General features: G+C 62.9%; 17 protein-coding genes. 8 read left to right on the forward strand and 9 right to left on the reverse strand.

What is annotated here, in order from left to right; genetic code table 11:
* The 5 genes from nhaD to KG088_RS08225 all read left to right on the forward strand — a co-directional run bounded on the left by nhaD (position 1) and on the right by KG088_RS08225 (position 7,247).
* Positions 1–1,485: a sodium:proton antiporter NhaD gene (gene nhaD / locus KG088_RS08205; RefSeq protein WP_213825027.1), complete on the forward strand. Its 1,485-nt coding sequence runs from the start codon at positions 1–3 to the stop codon at positions 1,483–1,485.
* Between the two features lie 406 nt (positions 1,486–1,891).
* Positions 1,892–2,314 carry a hypothetical protein gene (locus tag KG088_RS08210; protein ID WP_213825028.1) on the forward strand — a complete coding sequence of 141 codons (423 nt, stop codon included), beginning with the start codon at positions 1,892–1,894 and terminating at the stop codon, positions 2,312–2,314.
* Complete coding sequence (locus tag KG088_RS08215; RefSeq protein WP_213825029.1) at positions 2,283–3,500, forward strand: hypothetical protein; 1,218 nt, start codon at positions 2,283–2,285, stop codon at positions 3,498–3,500. Before KG088_RS08210 ends, KG088_RS08215 begins: the two co-directional genes overlap by 32 nt.
* 47 nt (positions 3,501–3,547) lie before the next feature.
* A complete protein-coding gene (locus KG088_RS08220; RefSeq protein WP_213825030.1) occupies positions 3,548–6,385 on the forward strand; it encodes a bifunctional diguanylate cyclase/phosphodiesterase in 2,838 nt (945 codons plus the stop codon).
* A 58-nt stretch (positions 6,386–6,443) separates the two neighbouring features.
* Positions 6,444–7,247, forward strand: a complete 804-nt coding sequence (locus KG088_RS08225) for a PEP-CTERM/exosortase system-associated acyltransferase (protein ID WP_213825031.1) — start codon at positions 6,444–6,446, stop codon at positions 7,245–7,247.
* On the opposite strand, the gene KG088_RS08230 is transcribed toward KG088_RS08225, so the two are convergent.
* Positions 7,242–8,288 (reverse strand): DUF3541 domain-containing protein, encoded by a 1,047-nt coding sequence (locus KG088_RS08230; protein ID WP_213825032.1) that lies wholly within the window; start codon positions 8,286–8,288, stop codon positions 7,242–7,244. The two genes, KG088_RS08225 and KG088_RS08230, sit on opposite strands and share 6 nt — an antisense overlap.
* 209 nt (positions 8,289–8,497) lie before the next feature.
* On the opposite strand from KG088_RS08230, the gene KG088_RS08235 reads away from it, so the two are divergent.
* Complete coding sequence (locus tag KG088_RS08235) at positions 8,498–8,971, forward strand: NfeD family protein (protein WP_213825033.1); 474 nt, start codon at positions 8,498–8,500, stop codon at positions 8,969–8,971.
* 2 nt (positions 8,972–8,973) lie between these two features.
* Positions 8,974–10,023: an SPFH domain-containing protein gene (locus KG088_RS08240; protein WP_213825034.1), complete on the forward strand. Its 1,050-nt coding sequence runs from the start codon at positions 8,974–8,976 to the stop codon at positions 10,021–10,023.
* Positions 10,024–10,074: 51 nt separating this feature from the next.
* Here the strand turns inward: KG088_RS08240 and KG088_RS08245 are convergent, their stop codons facing one another.
* The 6 genes from KG088_RS08245 to KG088_RS08270 all read right to left on the reverse strand — a co-directional run bounded on the left by KG088_RS08245 (position 10,075) and on the right by KG088_RS08270 (position 17,148).
* Positions 10,075–10,827: a trimeric intracellular cation channel family protein gene (locus KG088_RS08245; RefSeq protein WP_213825035.1), complete on the reverse strand. Its 753-nt coding sequence runs from the start codon at positions 10,825–10,827 to the stop codon at positions 10,075–10,077.
* Positions 10,828–10,942: 115 nt separating this feature from the next.
* The gene (astB, locus tag KG088_RS08250) at positions 10,943–12,286 is read right to left on the reverse strand and encodes an N-succinylarginine dihydrolase (protein WP_213825036.1); all 1,344 of its coding nucleotides are present in this window, start codon (positions 12,284–12,286) and stop codon (positions 10,943–10,945) included.
* Positions 12,283–13,752 (reverse strand): succinylglutamate-semialdehyde dehydrogenase, encoded by a 1,470-nt coding sequence (gene astD / locus KG088_RS08255; RefSeq protein WP_213825037.1) that lies wholly within the window; start codon positions 13,750–13,752, stop codon positions 12,283–12,285. The genes astB and astD overlap by 4 nt, the downstream gene beginning before the upstream one ends.
* The gene (gene astA / locus KG088_RS08260) at positions 13,752–14,798 is read right to left on the reverse strand and encodes an arginine N-succinyltransferase (protein WP_213825038.1); all 1,047 of its coding nucleotides are present in this window, start codon (positions 14,796–14,798) and stop codon (positions 13,752–13,754) included. Before astA ends, astD begins: the two co-directional genes overlap by 1 nt.
* Positions 14,798–15,886 (reverse strand): arginine N-succinyltransferase, encoded by a 1,089-nt coding sequence (locus KG088_RS08265; RefSeq protein ID WP_213825119.1) that lies wholly within the window; start codon positions 15,884–15,886, stop codon positions 14,798–14,800. The genes astA and KG088_RS08265 overlap by 1 nt, the downstream gene beginning before the upstream one ends.
* 47 nt (positions 15,887–15,933) lie before the next feature.
* Positions 15,934–17,148 carry an aspartate aminotransferase family protein gene (locus KG088_RS08270; RefSeq protein WP_213825039.1) on the reverse strand — a complete coding sequence of 405 codons (1,215 nt, stop codon included), beginning with the start codon at positions 17,146–17,148 and terminating at the stop codon, positions 15,934–15,936.
* Between the two features lie 122 nt (positions 17,149–17,270).
* Here KG088_RS08270 and KG088_RS08275 point away from each other — a divergent pair, with 122 nt between their 5' ends.
* Positions 17,271–17,888 (forward strand): class I SAM-dependent methyltransferase, encoded by a 618-nt coding sequence (locus KG088_RS08275; RefSeq protein ID WP_213825040.1) that lies wholly within the window; start codon positions 17,271–17,273, stop codon positions 17,886–17,888.
* Here the strand turns inward: KG088_RS08275 and KG088_RS08280 are convergent.
* Both KG088_RS08280 and KG088_RS08285 read right to left on the reverse strand, forming a co-directional pair.
* Positions 17,853–18,776 (reverse strand): DMT family transporter, encoded by a 924-nt coding sequence (locus KG088_RS08280; RefSeq protein WP_213825041.1) that lies wholly within the window; start codon positions 18,774–18,776, stop codon positions 17,853–17,855. The two genes, KG088_RS08275 and KG088_RS08280, sit on opposite strands and share 36 nt — an antisense overlap.
* Before the next feature lie 137 nt (positions 18,777–18,913).
* Positions 18,914–19,123: a hypothetical protein gene (locus tag KG088_RS08285; RefSeq protein WP_213825042.1), complete on the reverse strand. Its 210-nt coding sequence runs from the start codon at positions 19,121–19,123 to the stop codon at positions 18,914–18,916.
* Between the last annotated feature and the right edge of the window lie 112 nt (positions 19,124–19,235).

Raw genomic sequence — 19,235 nt, forward strand, 5'->3', positions numbered from 1 at the left:
ATGCCGACGACCCGCCGTCTCCCCTCCCGGCCCTGGCAACCTGCCCGGTGGTCGAGCTTCCTTGTGCTTGCGTTCCTGGCCATGCTCGTCAGTCCAACCGCCCTTGCGGTGACCGGCGAGTTGAACATGACCGACTCTCTGGTTGGCTACATCGCCGTGGCTATCTTCGTCCTCGCCTATGCGCTGGTGATGGCCGAAGAAAAGATCCATATGCGCAAATCCAAGCCGGTGCTGATCGCGGCAGGGATTATCTGGGCGCTGATCGGCTGGGTGTACGTACAAGCCGGCATGCCAGACGCGTCCGAGCAGGCCTTCCGCGTGACACTGCTCGAGTTCACCGAGCTGATGTTGTTCCTGCTGGTGGCCATGACCTACATCAATGCCATGGACGAGCGGCGCGTCTTCGACGCCCTGCGCTCGTGGCTGGTGCGCAAAGGCTTCAGCTATCGCTCGCTGTTCTGGATCACCGGCGTGCTGGCCTTCTGCATATCGCCCATCGCCGACAACCTGACCACGGCGCTATTGATGTGCGCCGTGGTAACCAAGGTAGCCGAGGGCGACAAGCGCTTCATCAACCTCTGCTGCATCAACATTGTCGTGGCGGCCAACGCCGGTGGTGCATTCAGCCCTTTCGGCGACATTACCACCCTGATGGTCTGGCAGGCCGGTATCGTCGAGTTTCAGGAATTCTTTGCTTTGTTGGTGCCCTCGCTGGTCAACTTCATCATTCCCGCCGTGGTCATGAGTGTCTTCATCAACAATCGCAAACCCGACAGCCTCAATGAGGATGTCTGGCTCAAGCGGGGCGCTCGGCGCATCGTGCTGTTGTTTCTGCTCACCGTGGCCACCGCCGTCGCCTACCATACCCTGCTGCACCTCCCACCGGTGCTGGGCATGATGACCGGGCTTGGCTACCTGCAGTTCTTCGGCTACTACCTGCGCCGCAGCCTGCCGCGCTCGCTGGAACGCAAGCGGACTCGGTACAGCCAGCGCGGCGACCAGAAGAAACTCGAGCAGTTGGGCAGCGTGGTGCCCTTCGATGTGTTCAACCGCGTGGCTCGCGCCGAGTGGGACACCCTGCTGTTCTTCTATGGCGTGGTGATGTGTGTCGGGGGACTCGGCTTCATGGGCTATCTCGGCCTGCTGTCGGAAGCGCTTTACACCGGCTGGAATGCTACCTGGGCCAATATCGCCCTGGGTGTGATTTCCGCGGTGGTCGACAACATCCCGGTGATGTTCGCCGTGCTGACCATGGAGCCGGACATGTCGCACGGTCATTGGCTGTTGATCACACTCACCGCGGGCGTCGGGGGCAGCCTGCTGTCGATCGGCTCGGCAGCCGGCGTCGCCCTGATGGGCCAGGCCCGTGGCAACTACACCTTCATTGGCCATTTGCGCTGGACCCCGGTGATTGCCTTGGGCTACATCGCCAGTGTCGCTACCCACCTATGGCTGAACGCCGAGAGTTTCACCGTCTTCGGTTGACGCTTTCCTGACATCAACGCCTGCGCCCGACAACTCTGATTGTCGGGCGCTTAACATTTGCGCGTAGAAATTCCATCTTCTTTCATGACTTCACGTGACGAGTCCTATCGAGTTATGGTGAAATAACATAATCCTTTACCGTAACGAAATGATCTAGCATAAATTTCTTAGCCGCACTGAGTCATCGACATTAACCGCGTTGCGGATTGCAGGGAGACAACGTCATCGACTCATCCACACTGGGTGTGCGAAAGCCCATCGCACCATGCTTGCCCCCTGACGTGAATCAGCCCAAGAAAGCCCTTCTTGCGACGCCGAACCTGTTATGGCACCCCTTTGCTTTCATCTCAATGGTGTTTCTCGCGGCGGTTGTTCAAGACGCTGTGGCAGGAAGGGAACCCGCCTCATGGCATGGCTGACATCTCTGCTAGCTCTCCTCACGCTGGCAGGGGCGCCTGCCATGGCCGAGGAAGCGGTTTTTCTCGTCGCTCATGCCGATGTCAGTACACAGCACTTGAATCGTGACACTGCCCGGGCCATCTTCGCCATGCGTCAACGCACCTGGCCCGATGGACAGGCCACACGCGTTTTCGTGCTCGGCAACGACCACCCGGTGCATGCCCGTTTCGTCAAGCAAAACTTGAACGTTTACCCCCACCAACTACAGCTGGCATGGGATCGCATGGTGTTCTCAGGTACCGGCCAGGCACCCAATCGCGTCACGACTCAGTCGGAAATGCAGCAACGGATCGCGACGACTCCGGGTGCGCTGGGTTATCTAGAAAGGGAGTATCTGGATGATCGCATCCAAGTCATTTCGATGGAATGACGTAAGGACCACCATCTTACTGGCAGGCCTCTTGCTGGCAGGGGTGAGCAGCCATTCACGCGGCGAGGAAGATTTCGACTCCCTCCAGTTGCATGGCTTTCTCAGCCAGGCCCTAGTGATCACCGATCATAATGATTTCTTCGGCCCCAGCAGCAGCGGTGAAGGCAGTTTCAAGTACACCGAAATAGGTGCCAACGCATCGCTACGTCCGCACCAGGATGTGCTGATCGCTGCCCAGGTGCTTAGTCGGCGTGCGGGAAGTGACGGGGGCGAAGCTCGCCCCAAGCTGGACTACGGCATCATCGACTACCAGATGCTTTCGAACCAGCATCGCACCCTTGGCGTACAGGTCGGTCGCTTCAAGAACCCGTTCGGCTTCTATAATCAGACCCGGGATGTAGCCTTCACCCGCCCGAGTATCCTGCTCCCGCAATCTATCTACTTCGACCGCACCCGATCGCTTGGGCTGGCCGCAGATGGCGTGTCCGCCTACATGGAAGAGCGACTGCCCACGGGAAATATTCGAGCACACATCGGTATCGGGAATACGCAAACCGGCAATGACCTGCGACAAACTCTCCGGCTGGATACCATTCCCGGCAAGCTGGAACCCAAGACTTCGGCGATAGCCCAGGTTCGTTATGAAGATGACGGGGGCCGTTTCGTGGCTGCGCTCACCACTGCCAGCGCCAATGCCCGCTTTACCTCCCGCACCCCGGGCCTCAGCAACGGAGATTTCTATTTCCGCCCCTGGATCCTGTCGCTGCAATACAACCAAGAGCTCTGGAGCCTCACCGGCGAGTTCGCCCTGCGAAATTCAGGACTCGAGAACTTTAACGAACCCAGGTTCAACTTCGATGTAACGGGCGAGAGCTGGTATGTCCAATATACCCGCCGCTTCCATGACGACTGGCAGTGGCTGGTACGCTATGACAGCCTGACCAGCAACCGGGATGACCGGGCCGGCAAGGCCTTCGAAGCCAGCGGCGCCGGTCCTGCTCACTCTCAGTTCGCCGATGACATCACCCTGGGACTACAGTGGAACATCAATCCCAGGGTACTGATGGCGGCCGAATACCATTCGGTCGACGGTACCGGCTGGTTGCCCAACGAGGACAACCCCGACTCGAGCGAGACCAGCCGTCGCTGGAACATGTTGCTGTTCCAGCTTTCGCTCCGCTTCTGACGCGCCGGACTCGCGGCTTCCCCTCCACCGGCCCGGGACATGCTGGGATGAGCGCCAAGAAAGCACATGAAACACGCCATCGCCTCAGCCTGACCTGGCGGGTGATCGCCCTGAGCAGCCTGTTGCTACTGGGATTGGTGGTGCTATTCACCTGGCTCGGCCATGCCAACCTGACGCGCCAGTTTCAGGAGAGCCGTAATGAGCATTATCAGCGCCAAGTCAGGGAAATACGGCTGGCACTGGACCACTCACAAGGCAGCCTACAACAGCTGGCGGCCCTGACAGCCGCTTCGTCACGCCTCGGCCCTGCGATAGAAGACGGCGCACAGGAAGCCATTCTCGAGGCCCTTTCTTCGCAATGGCCAACATTGCAGCTCGAGGCGGGTATCGATGAAGCCATGGTCTTCAGCGCCCTCGGTAAGCCTCTGGCTCAGTGGGGAGAGGATCAGACTGCGAACAGGCGGCTCATTCGGTCATGGGTCAATCAGGTTAACGATGCCGAAACTCCCCTGACCGCACTGTACTGCTTGAATACCTGCCGGCAATACGCCGCTGTCCCGGTGCTGGTCGACGGAGAGAGCGTCGGCACCGTCATGCTGTCACGTTCACTAGCCGATGTGACACGCCAGATTCAACAGGTGTCCGATAGCGATGTCGCCCTGTTAGTCAGCAGCAGTGCCGCCTTTCAGGCCGCGTCGGAAGAGCGCTATTTTCCCTCATGGAACGGCCATCTGATCGCCCTGACCCATCAAGAAGACAACTTGCCCCTGTTGCGCCGCGCCGCTGATCAGCTATCTGTCAGCGACCTGGAACAACAACCGCGCCAGTTCGGCCGTGGCGAACGTGACATGGAGCTGTCTGCCGTGCGCATGGAAGGGGACGCCGATCGACGTAGTACCGGTTATCTGTTGCTGATTGCCGATATCACCCCTCAACTCAGCGCAATCCATCAGGATACCCGCATCCTGATGCTGGTTGGCCTTGGCGGCTGGTTGGCCGCTGAATTGCTGCTGTTGGCCATCCTGTTGAGCCCAATGGCACGGCTGCGTCGGTTGGCCGATATACTTCCGGAACTGGCTCGCGGCGGCTTTACCCAGGCACGCGCCAGCATACCTCGCCCCCGCAGCCGCTTCCCCGACGAGATCGATGTACTGGAAGGTACCACCCTGGAGCTCTCTGAGCAGTTGGAAGCTCTTGAGGATGAAATCAGTGCCCGTGGCGAACAGCTGGCTGAGCGCGTCGAGGAACTGGCCCGGGAGCGAGACTTCGTCGGCAACCTACTGGATACCGCCAGGGTGTTCATCGTTACCCAAGATGATCAGGGCCGTATCGGCCTGGTCAACGACTATGCATTGTCGATAATGGCAACCGAAGAGACGCAGCTGGTCGGGCGTCTGTTCGACGACGTCTTCTCTACCACTCACTCGCCACCGGTCGTCGCCACGAAGATGTCGCTCCAGGAAGAGCGTCCCTTGCTGACCGACGATGGCCGACAGCGGACCATCGTCTGGTACCATGCACCGCTTCCTGCCGGGCAGAAGGGGCTGGCCACGAAAATATCAGTAGGCCTAGACATTACCGAACGCAAGGCGGCAGAAGCACGTCTGACCTGGCTGGCTGAGCGTGACCCGCTCACCGAACTCTACAACCGACGCTATTTCCAGGACGTTCTGGCTGACGCATTGCAGGAGGGCCGCAAGGGGGCTGTGCTTCTGCTCGACCTCGACCAGTTCAAGGATGTCAACGAGCTCAGCGGGCATCATGCCGGCGATCGGTTGTTGCGCCAGGTAGCAGATACGCTCTTCGAAGTGCTGGGCCATCGTGGGGTGATCGCGAGACTTGGTGGTGATGAATTCGCACTCTTGCTGATCGGTGCCGATGATGCTAAGGCAATCCGTGTCGCGCAGCAGATAACTCATCTTCTTGACAGCATCTGTCTCGATGCCGGCGGGAGACGTCACAGAGCCAACGCCAGCACCGGCATCGCGATGTTCCCGACACACGGCGATACGCCTGCCGATCTGATGGCCAGTGCCGATGTCGCCATGTACAAGGCCAAGGAAAGTGGCATCCAGCGCTGGCACCTGTTGTCAGCCCTGAAAGATGCGAAGGACGAGCTGCAGGATCGTGTGTACTGGGTAGAACGCGTGCGACAGGCACTTGAAGACGACGCCTTCGAGCTGATGGTGCAGCCGATTGTTCGTCTGGAAAATCGCGAAGTGCGTCATTACGAGGTGCTGCTGCGCATGCGTGATGCCGACGGCAGCCTCGTCTCGCCAGGACGCTTCATTCCCCAGGCCGAGCGTAGCGGTCAGATTATCCAGATCGATCGCTGGGTTGTGCGTCATAGCCTTCAGGCCTTGCGACATGTACAAGATAAGGGGATCAGTCTGGCCGTCAATCTCTCCGGCCAATCGTTGCATGATGAGGGGCTCAAGCAATTCCTGGCCGAGGAACTCTTGAGTAGCGGCGCCGACCCCAACTATCTGATTCTCGAAGTCACCGAGACCGCCGCCGTCACCGATTTCTCCACTGCGCGTGGCGTCTTGCTCGCCATGCGCGATTTAGGATGCCGAACGGCTCTGGATGATTTCGGTGTCGGCTTCAGCAGCTTTCACTACCTCGGAAAGCTCCCGGTGGATTACATCAAGATCGATGGCTCATTCATTCGAAGCTTGCTTATCTCTCCTGACAACCGGGTCATCGTCAAGGCGATAGCCGATATCGCTGTTGGCTTCGGCAAGCAGACCATCGCCGAATTCGTCGACCAGGAAGCGCTGCTGCCCATGCTCACCTCCTATGGCATCACTTTCGGGCAGGGCTTTCATCTCGGCAGGCCCATAGCCCTCGAAGAGGCTTTCGGCACTCATTCCAAAATAATCTAATATAGTATTTTCAAAAATGCTGGCTCTTGATACTACCATCACGCAAGGAATTCACTGCATGACCTTCGCCTCCTCATCGCCTGGAAACGAAAGATCGATAACGGAGCTGTTCGATTGCTTTAAAAACGAATTCAGCTTCAAGCTACCTTGCAATGAACAGGAAAAGCGCGGTGCTTTTCATTTGCGTCATGATATCTACTGCGCAGAGTTGCACTATGAGCCACCCACGGATGCCAAGCGTCAGCTTGAATATGACGCCTTCGACGATAGCGCCATTCACTGCGTGGTCGAACACAATTGGACAGGGTTGACGGTGGGATGCATGCGTGTCGTCCTACCGGTCCACGGCGACTTCTCGAATCGAAAGCTTCCCCTGCTCACCTACGGGGGGCAGAGCCTGACGAACCCCTCGCTACACCCCGACAGCTTCCCTAAGGAGAGCATCTGCGAAGTTTCCAGGCTCGCGGTACACCCTTCTTTCCGGAAGACGAGAAGCAATATCGCGGGCGTCAAGGAAAAGGACATACACGACCTAGAGGTCAAGCATCGCTCTCTACCGGTAGGGTTGAGCCTGTTTTTTGCAGCAACGGCCATCGTGGGAATGGCGAAAAGGCAACATGTATTCGCCATGATGGAGCCACGATTTGCGAGACTCCTGAAGATATCAGGCCTGAAATTCCAGAAATTCGGTGACTTGATCGACTACCACGGCCCGCGAGCGGCATTCTACATCGACCAGCAACAGGCCGAGGCGGAGATGCATGAACAATTGAAGCCGCTTTATCGACACATAAAGCAGCAGCTTGCTCCTCAACTCGCGGCCGCCATGCCACGCCGCAGGCTCGCGACGGCAACGTCATGACCCCGTCGAGGACATATCCGGCCCCGAAAAGAGCCTTCCCGGCCAGCGCAGCACCATGATCGCCAGCACGTTGCGGTGCTCGCCTCCGGCCAGGTCGAGGCTCCCCGATGGCGAGGGAATGATGCCTGCCACCGGATCGACGGCATTGACCAGGGCATCGCGAATTTCACGCACCAAAGGGTGCTGCTCCTGCCCCGCCAGCAGGAAACTCATGGCCACTTCTGCCTGGATATCCTCCGTCGCGCGGGTCAGGATGCCGACGGCTTCGCTTTCGAAGGCGTTCAGCACCCAGTCAATGTCACGAGTATCCAAGTGTTGCTGGTAATAGCGGCTCGCCGCGATGGCGAAATGCGTCAGTCCATAGAGCCAGTTGCGATATTCGGTGTCGTCGAGCCTTCCGACCTCGCTCGGGGGGTAGCGCTGTCGGAAGGCAGCCTCGACCTCGGCTCGTAGGTCGACAATGCCCAGCTGATGAAGATAGTGCACCTGATTGGCCGCCTGGGCGGCATAGATGCCCAGCACCGCGGGGTCGGTCAGAAAGGGGCGCCAATCCACGTCAGCGAGGTAGTCGAGCGCCACCTCGTGATTATCGAGCGCCGGCAGCAATCCGTGATAATCGGCCTGCACCAGCCGGAACAGAAGCTTGGCGGCAAAGGCGATCTCGCCCCATTCGGCGAGCATCGCCCGCCGCGCTCGCTGTTTGGCTGTTCGCTGCGGGTAGGCGGCGACGATCTCCTGGCTACGAGCTTCGGCATAGCGGTTATTGTCATCGAGTGAATCGGCCAAGCCCTGAATGTCCGGCGCCAGCCGACCCACCAACCTATGACCATACGCCCGGTTGATGTCGAGATAGCGCGCCTCGCCGGTCAAGCGATAGAGCCGCTGGGCATAGTGGCGCTGCTTGTCCTGAGGCAAGGTGGGCAGCGCCGCCTCGTAGACTGCCTGGATATCGAGACCCGCCTGACGATGGCGTTCGCGCTCAATGTCCGGCGCGATGCTGGCGCAGCCGGTCAGCCACAACAACAGACATAGCCATGCCATGTGGATCCGACGGTGGTTCAAGATAATCCTGTGCATCGCGTCAGCCTGCTTCGTCATCCATCGTCCAGCCCTTATGGAGAGCCCCATGTTTGTCGGCCTGCCTCGAAACACGAATGCCCCCTGACACTCTACCCAAGGTAGACTGTTCACCGGCGCTAATGTATGCCCGTTTTCTTCACCCATCTTTATCCACCCCTTGGGGAGTCGCCATGGACTGGAATCTTGCCTACACCTGGCTGGTCATCGCCCTGTTGCTCGGGCTTGGCGAGCTGGCCTCGGGCGCCCTGGTATTGCTGGCCCTGGCGGCAGCCGCCGCGCTGACCGCGATAATTGCCTGGCTGGGTTTTGGTCTGTCTTGGCAACTGCTGGGAATGGGCGTGCTCGCGGGGGTCCTGGTACCTCTCGCGGTAATGCGAATCCGTCCGGCATTCTCGCCCCGTGGCGTCGCCTATGGCACTACTGGCACCGGCGTGGAGAAGGGGCATCGCTACACGACCCTCAAGCGCGACTTCGACGGCGCCAGCGGCATCAAGGTGAATGGCGATTTTTATCGTATACGGCTTGCCGCCGACGCTAATGAAAAAAGCGGTGAAACCGAGCTGCCGGCCGGCAGCAGCGTCATCTTCCAGGACTTCGATGGCACCACCGCCATCGTCACACTCGCGACTCCCAAGGAGTTATAAGCATGGAACTACCCGTCAGCCCGGGGCTGATTCTCAGCCTGATCGTCGTCGTCATCGGTATTCTGATCATTGCCAAGGGGCTGGTGATCGTTCGCCAGTCCGAGGTCATGGTCATCGAGCGGCTGGGGTCGTTCAACCGGCTGCTCGAGAGCGGCATCAACATCATTATCCCGTTCATCGAACAGCCGCGTGCGATCACCATGATTCGCTATCGAAAGATGGGCGAGGACTACCAGGCCGTTACCAATGACGAAACCCGTATCGACCGCCGCGAGACGGTAATGGACTTCCCCGGCCAGCCGGTGGTGACCACCGACAACGTCACGGTGACCATCAACGGCGCGCTCTATTATCAGATTATCGATCCCAAGCGCGCCGTCTACGAAGTCGCCAACATGAGCCAGGCGGTCGAGGTGCTGGCCAAGACCACCCTGCGTTCGGTGGTCGGCAAGATGGAGCTCGACAAGCTGTTCGAGTCACGCGCCGAGGTCAACAATTCGATCCAGGCGGCCATGGAGGAGCCCGCCTCCAAGTGGGGCGTGAAGATCTCGCGGGTCGAGGTCCAGGACATCGCCATGCCCGAAGAAGTCGAGACCGCCATGCGCCTGCAGATGGCCGCCGAGCGCAAGCGCCGCGCCACCGTGACCGAAGCCGAGGGCGAGAAGTCCGCGGCCATCGCCAAGGCCCAGGGCCAGCGCGAAGCCTCGATCCTCAACGCCGAGGGTGACAAGCAGTCCGCCATCCTGCGTGCCCAGGGTGAGCAGGAATCGATCAAGCTGGTGCTCAACGCCATCGGCGACAGCGAGGAGAACAAGCGCACCGTGGTGGGCTACCTGCTCGGTCAGAGCTATATCAAGTCGCTGCCGACCATGGCCCAGGAAGGCGAGCGAGTATTCGTGCCCTACGAATCCTCCGCCCTGCTCGGTTCGATGGGCATGTTCCGCGAGATGGCCGGTTCGCCGGAGGACACCGTGTCGCGGCATCTCCGGTCCGACGACAGCCAAAGTAGCCTGCGCAGCGGCATGGTGGGCGGTGCCGGTGGAAGCGCCTGACCCGCTGCCCCCCCTCTGAGGCTGGGCATGTGTCCAGCCGCTTCGCTTGGCTCATGAACGTCGCTTGCGCCGCGACTGCTCGGGGCGGATCATGCGCACTCGCACCTTGGGCCGAGGCGGCGTAGCCGGTGTCGGAGGCGGCGGTTCGCCCTCCCCAGATGGAGGCGAAGGCCCAGGCGTGCGCTGGAATACCACCCAGGCGAAGGTCGGCAGCGCCAAATGCCAGTGGATGGCGGCCAGGCGCAGGCCCAGGGTGACCAGCAGCGGTAGGGCCACGTTCAGGGCGCCGGGCACCGCCAGGGCGTCCAGCGCGACGTAGGTCACGCCCCCCGCGATGGCCGCCGTGGCATACACCTCCTGGCGCAGCACCATGGGCACGCGGCGCGCCAGCACGTCACGCACCATGCCGCCGGCCACGCCGGTCAACAGCCCCATCAACACCGCCACCAGGCCGGGCGCCTCGAGCAGCAGCGCCTTGTGGGTGCCGATCACCGTGAACAGCGCCAGGCCGAAGGCATCGGCCACCGGCAAAAAGCCGCGGGACAGGCGATGGATATAGTGAAAGCCGAGGATGGAGAGCCCCACCGTCGCCAGGATCACCCAGAGATAGGTGGGGTCGTTGACCCAGAACACCGGCCGCACGCCGAGCACCAGGTCGCGGAGGGTGCCGCCACCGATGCCGGTCACCGCGGCCAGCACCAGCATACCGAAGGGGTCCATCCGTGTACGGCAGGCCAGTATCACCCCCGACAGCGCGAAGACGATCACCCCTGCCATGTCGAGCCAATAGATCAGGCTTTCCAACGCTGTGTCTCCTCAATACCGAGATCCCAAATGGCAACCAGCATACGCCGGTGAGGCCAGTCTCAGGGAAAGATCAGGACAGTTTCGACGACGCGAAAAGGCCGTCATACGGGGGCTACAACTGAAAAGGATAGACGGCGCCAATGGCCAGGATCCCCGTCAGCTCATCGAGTGCCGTCAACGTCTCCATCGCCAGTTGCGGGTCGGCGAGATCGACAGGCGCCAGGCGGTCGCGATAGTGACGTTCCACCCAGGCGGCGAGCTCATCGTGCAAGGCATCGTCGAGCAGCACGCGTCCGGAAAGCGCGGATCGCTCGGCATTACTTAACACGACTCGCAGTCGCAGACAGGCGGGGCCGCCGCCGTTGCGCATGCTCTGCTTGACGTCCTTGACCACCACCTCGCCGATGGGATTATGGCCGGCCAACAGGTGATCCTGAATAGTGCGCCAGACGCTCTCGCGTTCCTGGCACTCGCCGGGCACCACCAGCGTCATGCTGCCATCCGGGTTGGAGAGCAGCTGCGAATTGAACAGGTACGAGGCCACGGCGTCCTCGAGGCTCACCGCCTCGACGGGGACCCGGATCGGTACCAGCGGCGCGCTCATCTTCTTGCGCAACTCATCCAGGGTCGCCTGCTCGTCGAGGAACGCCATCTCGTGATAGAGCAGTACCGGCCCGTTGCCCACCGCGATGACATCATTGTGAAAGACCCCGGCGTCGATGGCGTCGGGATGCTGCTGGGCGAAGACCGTCTGGCGCTCGACGAGGCCGTGCTGGCGAGCGACCGCCTGGCTGGCCTCCAGCGTCTGGCGAGCCGGATAACGCGCCGGTGCTACCCCGGCCTCGTCGCTCCAAACAAAGGCCTGGCGCCCATACACGAACAGGTGCACCCCGGGCTCGCCATAGTCAGCGCACAGGCGAGTGTGGTTGGCCGCGCCCTCATCGGCGAAGGCCGGGCTCGCCGGCAGTGCCGGATGGTGCGCGAAGCGCGTCTCGTCGCGGAAGATCGACGCCAATATGCGCGCGGTGGTGGCCGGTTCGAGAAAGCGGTGAAAGCTCGACTGGAGATTGGCCGGCGTGAAGTGCACGCGTGAATCCGGCGCATCGACGGAAGGCGTCAGCGTGGCGGCGTTGGCCGTCCACATGCTCGAGGCCGAACAGACCGCCCGCAAAATCTGCGGTGCCTCACCCGCCGCCCGGGCCAGCACCTGGGCATCGCTGCCGGAAAAGCCCAATGCGCGCAGCATCCCGAGGTCCGGGCGCTGCTGGGGCGGCAGCACGCCCTGGGCGTAACCCGCGTCCCGCAACGCCTTCATCTTGGCCAAGCCTTGGAGGGCTGCCTCCTTGGGGTTGGCGACCAGCCCCCCGTGCGTCATCGAGGCCACGTTACCCAAGGCCAGGCCCGAATAGTTGTGGGTCGGGCCGACAAGGCCGTCGAAATTAACCTCACGGCTCATAACGTTACCCCCGGCGGCAGCTTGTCGGGCAGGCTCAATGCCTCGCTCTCCATGGAGGCGACCGGATAGGCGCAGTAATCAGCAGCGTAATAGGCGCTGGGGCGGTGATTACCGCTCTCGCCCACGCCACCGAAGGGCGCGTCACCCGAGGCGCCGGTAGTCTGCCGATTCCAGTTGACGATGCCCGCGCGAATACGCAGCAGGAAGTCGTCCCAATCGGCGCGCTCTCCGCCGATCAGTCCGGCGGAGAGCCCGTAACGGGTGTCGTTGGCCAGCCCGACCGCCTCGTCCCATGTCCGGTAGCGCGTCACCCTGAGCAGCGGGCCGAAGTGCTCCTCGTCGGGCACCTCGAGCCCCGTGACATCGATCAGCGCCGGGCTCAGCAGGCTGGTGCCGGGCTCGAGACGTTCCATTCGCGAGAGCACCGTCCCACCCAACGCCTCCAGATCGTCCTGGGCCTTGAGCAGCTCCTCGGCGGCCGCCCGGCTGACCAGGCCACCATAGAAGGGCGCGGGCTCGCTGAACTGGCCGGCCACCTGCAGGCGCGAGATGGCGTCCGACAAGGCGTCCAGCAAGTGGTCGCCGACCTGCCCTTCCGGCACCAGCAATCGCCGGGCGCAGGTACAGCGCTGCCCGCCGGAAAGAAACGCCGATTGCAGAATGGTCAGCACCGCCGCTTCCTGGTCGGGCACATCCTTGACCACTAGCGGGTTGTTGCCGCCAAGCTCCAGCGCCAGGATCTTGTCGAACCGACCGGCGAACTGGCGATGCAGCAAGCCACCCACCTTGGCGCTGCCGGTGAACAACAGGCCGTCGATGCCGAGGTCGGCGGAGAGCGCCTGGCCCACGGGTGCGCCTCCCTGCACCAGGTTGATCACGCCATCGGGAAGCCCGGCCTCGCGCCAGCACTGCATGACCAGATCGGCGGTCAACGGCGTCTGCTCGCTGGGCTTGAAGACCACCGTGTTGCCGGCAAGCAGCGACGGCACGATATGCCCGTTGGGCAGGTGGCCGGGGAAATTGTAGGGGCCGAAGACCGCCATCACGCCGTGAGGCCGGTGGCGCAACACCGCGGTGGCATCGCCCAGCTCGCGGCTGCGCTCGCCGGTGCGCTCCTGGTAGGCGCGAACCGAGATCGCCACCTTGCCGATCATTGCCCCCACCTCGGTGCTCGCCTCCCAGAACGGCTTGCCGGTCTCCTGAGCAATCGCCCGGGCCAGCGGCTCACGGTGAGATTCCAGCACCTCGCGGAAGCGCTCGGTCAACGCCTGGCGCTCGGCGAATGACTGGCGCCCCCACGCCGGGAAGGCCGCTCGTGCCGCCGCTACCGCGGCATTTACCTGGGCGTCGCTGGCCGCCGCGCCCTCCCAGAGGCGCTCGCCGGACACCGGGTCGTGCTTGGCAAAGCCTTCACCGTCGCCTTCACACCAGCGTCCGCCGATCAGCAACTCTCCTCGTGCCTTCATCACGCCTCCTTCTCGGTATCCAGAATACGCAGGGTATCGCCGGTCGCCACCTCCAGCCGCCGGGCCTCAGTCTCGTCGAGTGTGACCACGTCATTCGCATCCGGCCCCTGGCCGAGCCAGGCGGCCCGGAATCGCGCCATCTCGGTGGTCGCCGCCAGCCAGCGCGGGCGGTCCGTCGGGGCATGGCGTTCGGGTCGCACTTCCACCCGGCAGTGGCGCGACAGCCGCACGCCGCGAACATCGTCGATATAGGCCTCGACCGTCGGGCCGCCATCGAAGATATCGATGAAGCCCTCCCAGCGCAGCCCCTGCTGCTTGAGCATGGCCAGGGCAGGACGGGTTTGTTCGTGCACCTGGCCGATACAGGCCCGTGCCTGCTCGCTGAGAAAGGGGGTATAAATCGGGAACTTGGGCATCAGCTCACCGATAAAGCTTTTCTGGCCCAGACCCGTCAAGCGATCGGCCTCATCGAAATCGAGCGGGAAGAAGTGGCTGCCCAGGCACTCCCAGAAGGGACTCTTGCCGTGCGCATCGAAGACCCCGCGCATTTCCGCCAGCACCTTCTCGGGGAAGCGATCGCGAAATTCGGCCATGAACAGCCAGCGCATCATCGACAGCAGCGCACCGTTACGCTGGAGGCGCCGATCGACGCCGCGATACGCGCGGCGCAGGAACAGCGAAGCCACTTCGGCGTCCCCGGTGTGGTCGGAACTGAGAAACAGCGTGTCGATGGTGCGGTGTAAGTCGAGCTGCACCGACGAGTGCGCCAAGGTTCCCAGGCGATAATGATAGAAGGGAATCTCGCGCCCGACCTGGCCCTCGACGGCGCAGCAGCCGGCGAGCCGGCCGGTCTCCTCGTCTTCCAGCACGAAGAAGTAGAGGCGCTGGTCGCGGGGCGTGCGCTCCTCGAACGCGCTCACCGTCGAGGCTATGCGCGCCGCCAGGAAGTCGCGGTTGTCGGGCAGCGAGGTGAACCCGACACCCGTCTCCCGGGCCAAGGCCTGCAGCTCCTCCAGGTCGCCCTCGGCAATTGCTCGAATGCGCATTACAGCTCCCCCTCGTCATAGCCCGGGCCATGCTCATCGCCGCCACCCTTTCTCCGCTTGGGCAGCACCAACGGCGAGGCCAACACTGCGCGGCCCTCCTCGACGCCCAGGCGCTCGGCATGCTCGGCCGCGAGCAACAGCTGGCCGGTCGGCGACAAGGCGTAGCGGGCCACCACGCAGCGAAAATCCTCCAGGTGCTGGTTGGCGACCATGGCCGGTTCAGCGTCGGGCAGGGTATGCGCCGGGCGGATGCGGACCGGGTGCCAAGCGGCTCGCCGGAAGGTCGCCAGCCGTTCGCGCTCGCCCTTGACCACCGGGCCGGCATCGAAGATGTCCACGTGGCGCGAGCGCAGGAAGCCTTCGCCGAGCATTTCGGCCAGCGCCTGCTCGTGATCCGGATGCTCGCGGCCGATGGCGGCCCGCGCCTGGGGGGTAAGCAGCGCCAGGTAGAGCGGGAACTGCGGCATCACCTCGGCGATGAAGCTCTTCGAGCGCACCCCCGCCAGATAGTTGATCTCCTGGTAGTCACGCACGAAGAAATGCCGCCCTACGCTGTCCCAGAACGGCGACTCGCCCTCATCGTCCAGGTAGCCGGGAAACGCCATGGCCAGAATATCGGCGAAGCGCTCTGGGTACTGGGCGATGAACATCAGCCGCGCACGCCGCAGCAAGCTCTCGGCGCGGGTGCCCTGGTAGCGTGCGTCCAGCGAGAACGCACACAGTTGGCTCGCCTCGGAGACCTCATGGGACAGCGACAGGATCGGCACCTCACGACGCACGTCGAGCTGTTGCGAGGCGTGAATCAGCGTCTCCTGACGATAGGTGTAATAGGCCTCCCGCGAGCCTGCCTGGGCGCGGATGGTCGCGGTTCCGACCACCGCGTCGCGCTGCAGGTCTTCGAGCACGAAGGTGTAGTGCTCGTCGCCGGGAAACTCCACCTCACGCGAAAACGCCTGGCGAGAGCGCGCGATGCGCTCCTCCAGGCGGTCGCGGTGTGCCGGCAGGTTGGTCAGCCGTGGGGTGGCGCTGCTCGCCAGGCGCTCCAGGGCCGGCAGGTCCGCCGAGCGGACGGGACGTACGACCAGCATGGCATCGCCTCCGCAGCAAACGTCGTTGTCGGTCTCGGCGAACTGACTCACCGCCCCGCCACCAGCCTGGCCACGGCCCGCTCCAGGCGCACCATGCCCTCGTCGATATCGGGCTCGGGAATCACCAGCGAGGGCGCCACGCGCAGCACGTTGGGCCCCGCAATCAGCGCCATCAGCCCCTCTTCGATCGCCAACGGCAGGATGTCCTTGGCGCGACCCTCGTACTCGGGGGCCATCTCAGCGCCGATCAGCAGCCCCATGCCGCGAACCTCCTTGAACACCCCGTGCTGGCGGTTGATGGCCTCAAGATGCTCGCGGAAGCGATCGTGACGTGCCCTGACGCCCGCCAGCACCTCGGGTGTGTCGATGAACTCGACCGCTGCCAGCGCCACGGCGGAGGCCAGGGCGTTGCCGCCGTAGGTGGAGCCATGGGTGCCGACGGCCATTGCCGGGGCGACACGATCGGTGGTCAGCATGGCGCCCACCGGGAAGCCGCCACCCAGCGACTTGGCGCTGGTGAGAATGTCCGGCGTTATCCCGTACTCCATGTAGGCGAAGAACGAACCGCTACGGCCCACCCCGGTCTGCACCTCGTCGAAGATCAGCAGCGCGTCGACGCTGTCGCACATCTCGCGCAGGCCGGACAGAAACGCCGGGGTGGCCGGAATGATGCCGCCCTCGCCCTGCATGGGCTCGACGATCACCGCGCAGGTCCGGTCATCGATCAGCTCACGCACGCTGTCGAGGCTGTTGAACTCGCCATGCACGATGCCGCCGGGGACCGGCCCGAACCCCTGGGAGTACTTGGGCTGCCCGCCGACGCTGACGGTAAAGAAAGTGCGGCCGTGAAAGGAGTGCGAGAAGGAGACGATGCGATCCTTATGTGCCCCGTGATGGTCGTGCGCCCAGCGCCGCGCCAGCTTGAGCGCCGCCTCGTTGGCCTCGCCGCCGGAAGAACACAGGTACGCCTTGTCGGCAAAGGTGCGCTCGACCAGGGCACGCGCGAGCTTGAGGGCCGGCTCATTGGTATAGACGTTGGAGAGATGCCACAGCGTGTTCGCTTGCGTGGTGAGCGCCTCGACCAGTACCGGGTGGCAGTGCCCAAGGGAGTTGACCGCGATGCCACCGGCGAAGTCGATGTACTCGCGCCCGGCCTGGTCCCATAACCGGCTGCCCGCGCCGCGCACCGGAATGGTTTGCTGGGGCGCATAGTTGGGCAGCATGTACTGGTCGAAGTCGGCGCGGGTCGTGGTCTGGCTCATGGGGAGAGTCACTCCATCGGCAGGAAACGGAATCGGTAAACTGTAAAAAAATAAAACGTAAAGTCAGGGTCAAGTATAAGCAACGGTTAACCCAAGTGCTTTCAGCAAGGAGACGTAATCTAATGATCAACACCACCGGCTGGAATCGTCTGCGCTATACACTCTACGCCCCACTCTACGATACCGTGGCCGACCATGCCTTCCGGCGGCCCCGCCGCCTCGCGCTGGAACAGGTGCACTGGCAACCCGGCATGCGAGTCCTCTTGGTGGGCGCCGGTACCGGACTCGATCTGCCCTGGCTGCCGCGCGACGTAGAGATTCACGCCACGGATCTCGCGCCGGCGATGGTCAAACGCCTCGCGCACCGCGCCGAGGCGCTGGGCATGGACGTTCAGGCCGTACCGATGGACGCCGAGCGCCTCGCCTTCCCCGACGGCTATTTCGACGTGGTGGTTATGCACCTGATTCTCGCGGTCATGCCCGACCCCGACCAGGGGCTGGCCGAGGCACGACGGGTGCTGAAACCTGGCGGGCAGCTGTGCGTGATGGACAAGTTCCAGGCCGACGACCGCCCCTCGGGGCCACTTCGCCGCGGCCTCAATGCCTTCACGTCGGCCATCGCCACCGACATCACGCGCCAGGCACGTCCGCTCCTCGAGGATGCCGGCTTCGTCATTGAGCAGGACACCCCGGTGCTGATGGGGTCACTGGTCCGCGCCCTGCTGGCGCGTCGCCCCTGACGGTGTCGCCCGACGCGGCACGATGGTACACCAGACGCCGACGATCACCACCAGGCTGCCAATCACCTGGACCGGCAGGATACGATCACCCAGCCACCACCAAGCGCCGAGCATGGTGAATACCGGCAACAGATTGAGATAGACCGCGGCGCGAGAGGGGGCGATGTCGGCCAAGGCGCTGTTGTAGAGCAACAGCGCCACGACCGATGGGAAGATGCCCAGGTACGCCAGGCCGGCAAACTCGGCGACCTCGAGCCGCGGTATCACCTGCCAGGCGCCCTCCAGCAGGGCGATGGGCGCCAGCGCCAGGTTGGCGATGGCCAGCATCACCAGCAGGCTGCCGTAGCGCGGAAAGCGCGCCATGTGTTCCTTGACCAGCAGCGAGTATCCCACCCAGACCAGCACCGCCAGCAGCATGATCAGGTCGCCGGGATTGATGCCGCCCGGCACCGCCGCCGCGCCTTCTCCCGCCGCGATCACCACCACCGCACCGAAAAGCGAGAGCACCACCCCCGCCCACTGCAGCATGCGATACCGCTCGCCCAGCAGCAGCACGCTGAGCAGTAAAGTCACCACGGGAATCAGCGATTCGAGGATCGCCACGTTGGTCGGAGAGGTGAACGACAGCGCAGCGTAGATCAGCGCATTGAAAAACGCCACCCCCGAGAGCGCCAGCCCCAGCAATGGCCGCCAATGACGCCGGAAAACCGGCCAACCGTGACGCGCCTGATGCCAGCCCAGCGGCAGCATGATCAACAGGGCGATGGACACCCGGCCCATCGAGATGGTGAAGGGCGGCAGGCCGGAAAGCGCCTTGCCGACCAGGATGTTGCCGGAAAAGATCATTACCACCAGCAGCAGGAAGAGATGGGGTCTCAGGGCGCTCAAACCATCTCCTTGGGGCCTGGATTCATAGCATAACGCAGGACGGACGCCCCACCCTCTCTCCTACCAAACCAAACGCTCTGCCCGGCACTCCAAGGTGGCGGCGAGCGCTGCCGACCACAAGACCCGTCACAACTCGGTCATTCGGCGCCACTGTAGATCAACATGGCGGCAATTAAGATCCCCAGCACCACGATGACGATCGGCAATACGCGCTGGAACCCCTTGGCTGGCGCCTTGGCCTCCGGCTGGCCAGCATCAGGCTCGGGGTGCTCGAAGTTCTCCGGCTCCTTCACTTCCCTGAGATGCTCGAGCTCTTCCTTCTGTGTCTTGCTCTCCTCGGTATTCATCACAACCTCCCGATCGTTCCTTCCAGGGTTAGCGGGCATCCGGGCCAGACATTCTTGTCAGGCCTCCGGTGTCGACGAGACCGGCGTCTTGACGAGGTGACGGCATGATCGC

The organism is Halomonas jincaotanensis (assembly GCF_018448785.1).
Taxonomy (GTDB): domain Bacteria; phylum Pseudomonadota; class Gammaproteobacteria; order Pseudomonadales; family Halomonadaceae; genus Halomonas; species Halomonas jincaotanensis.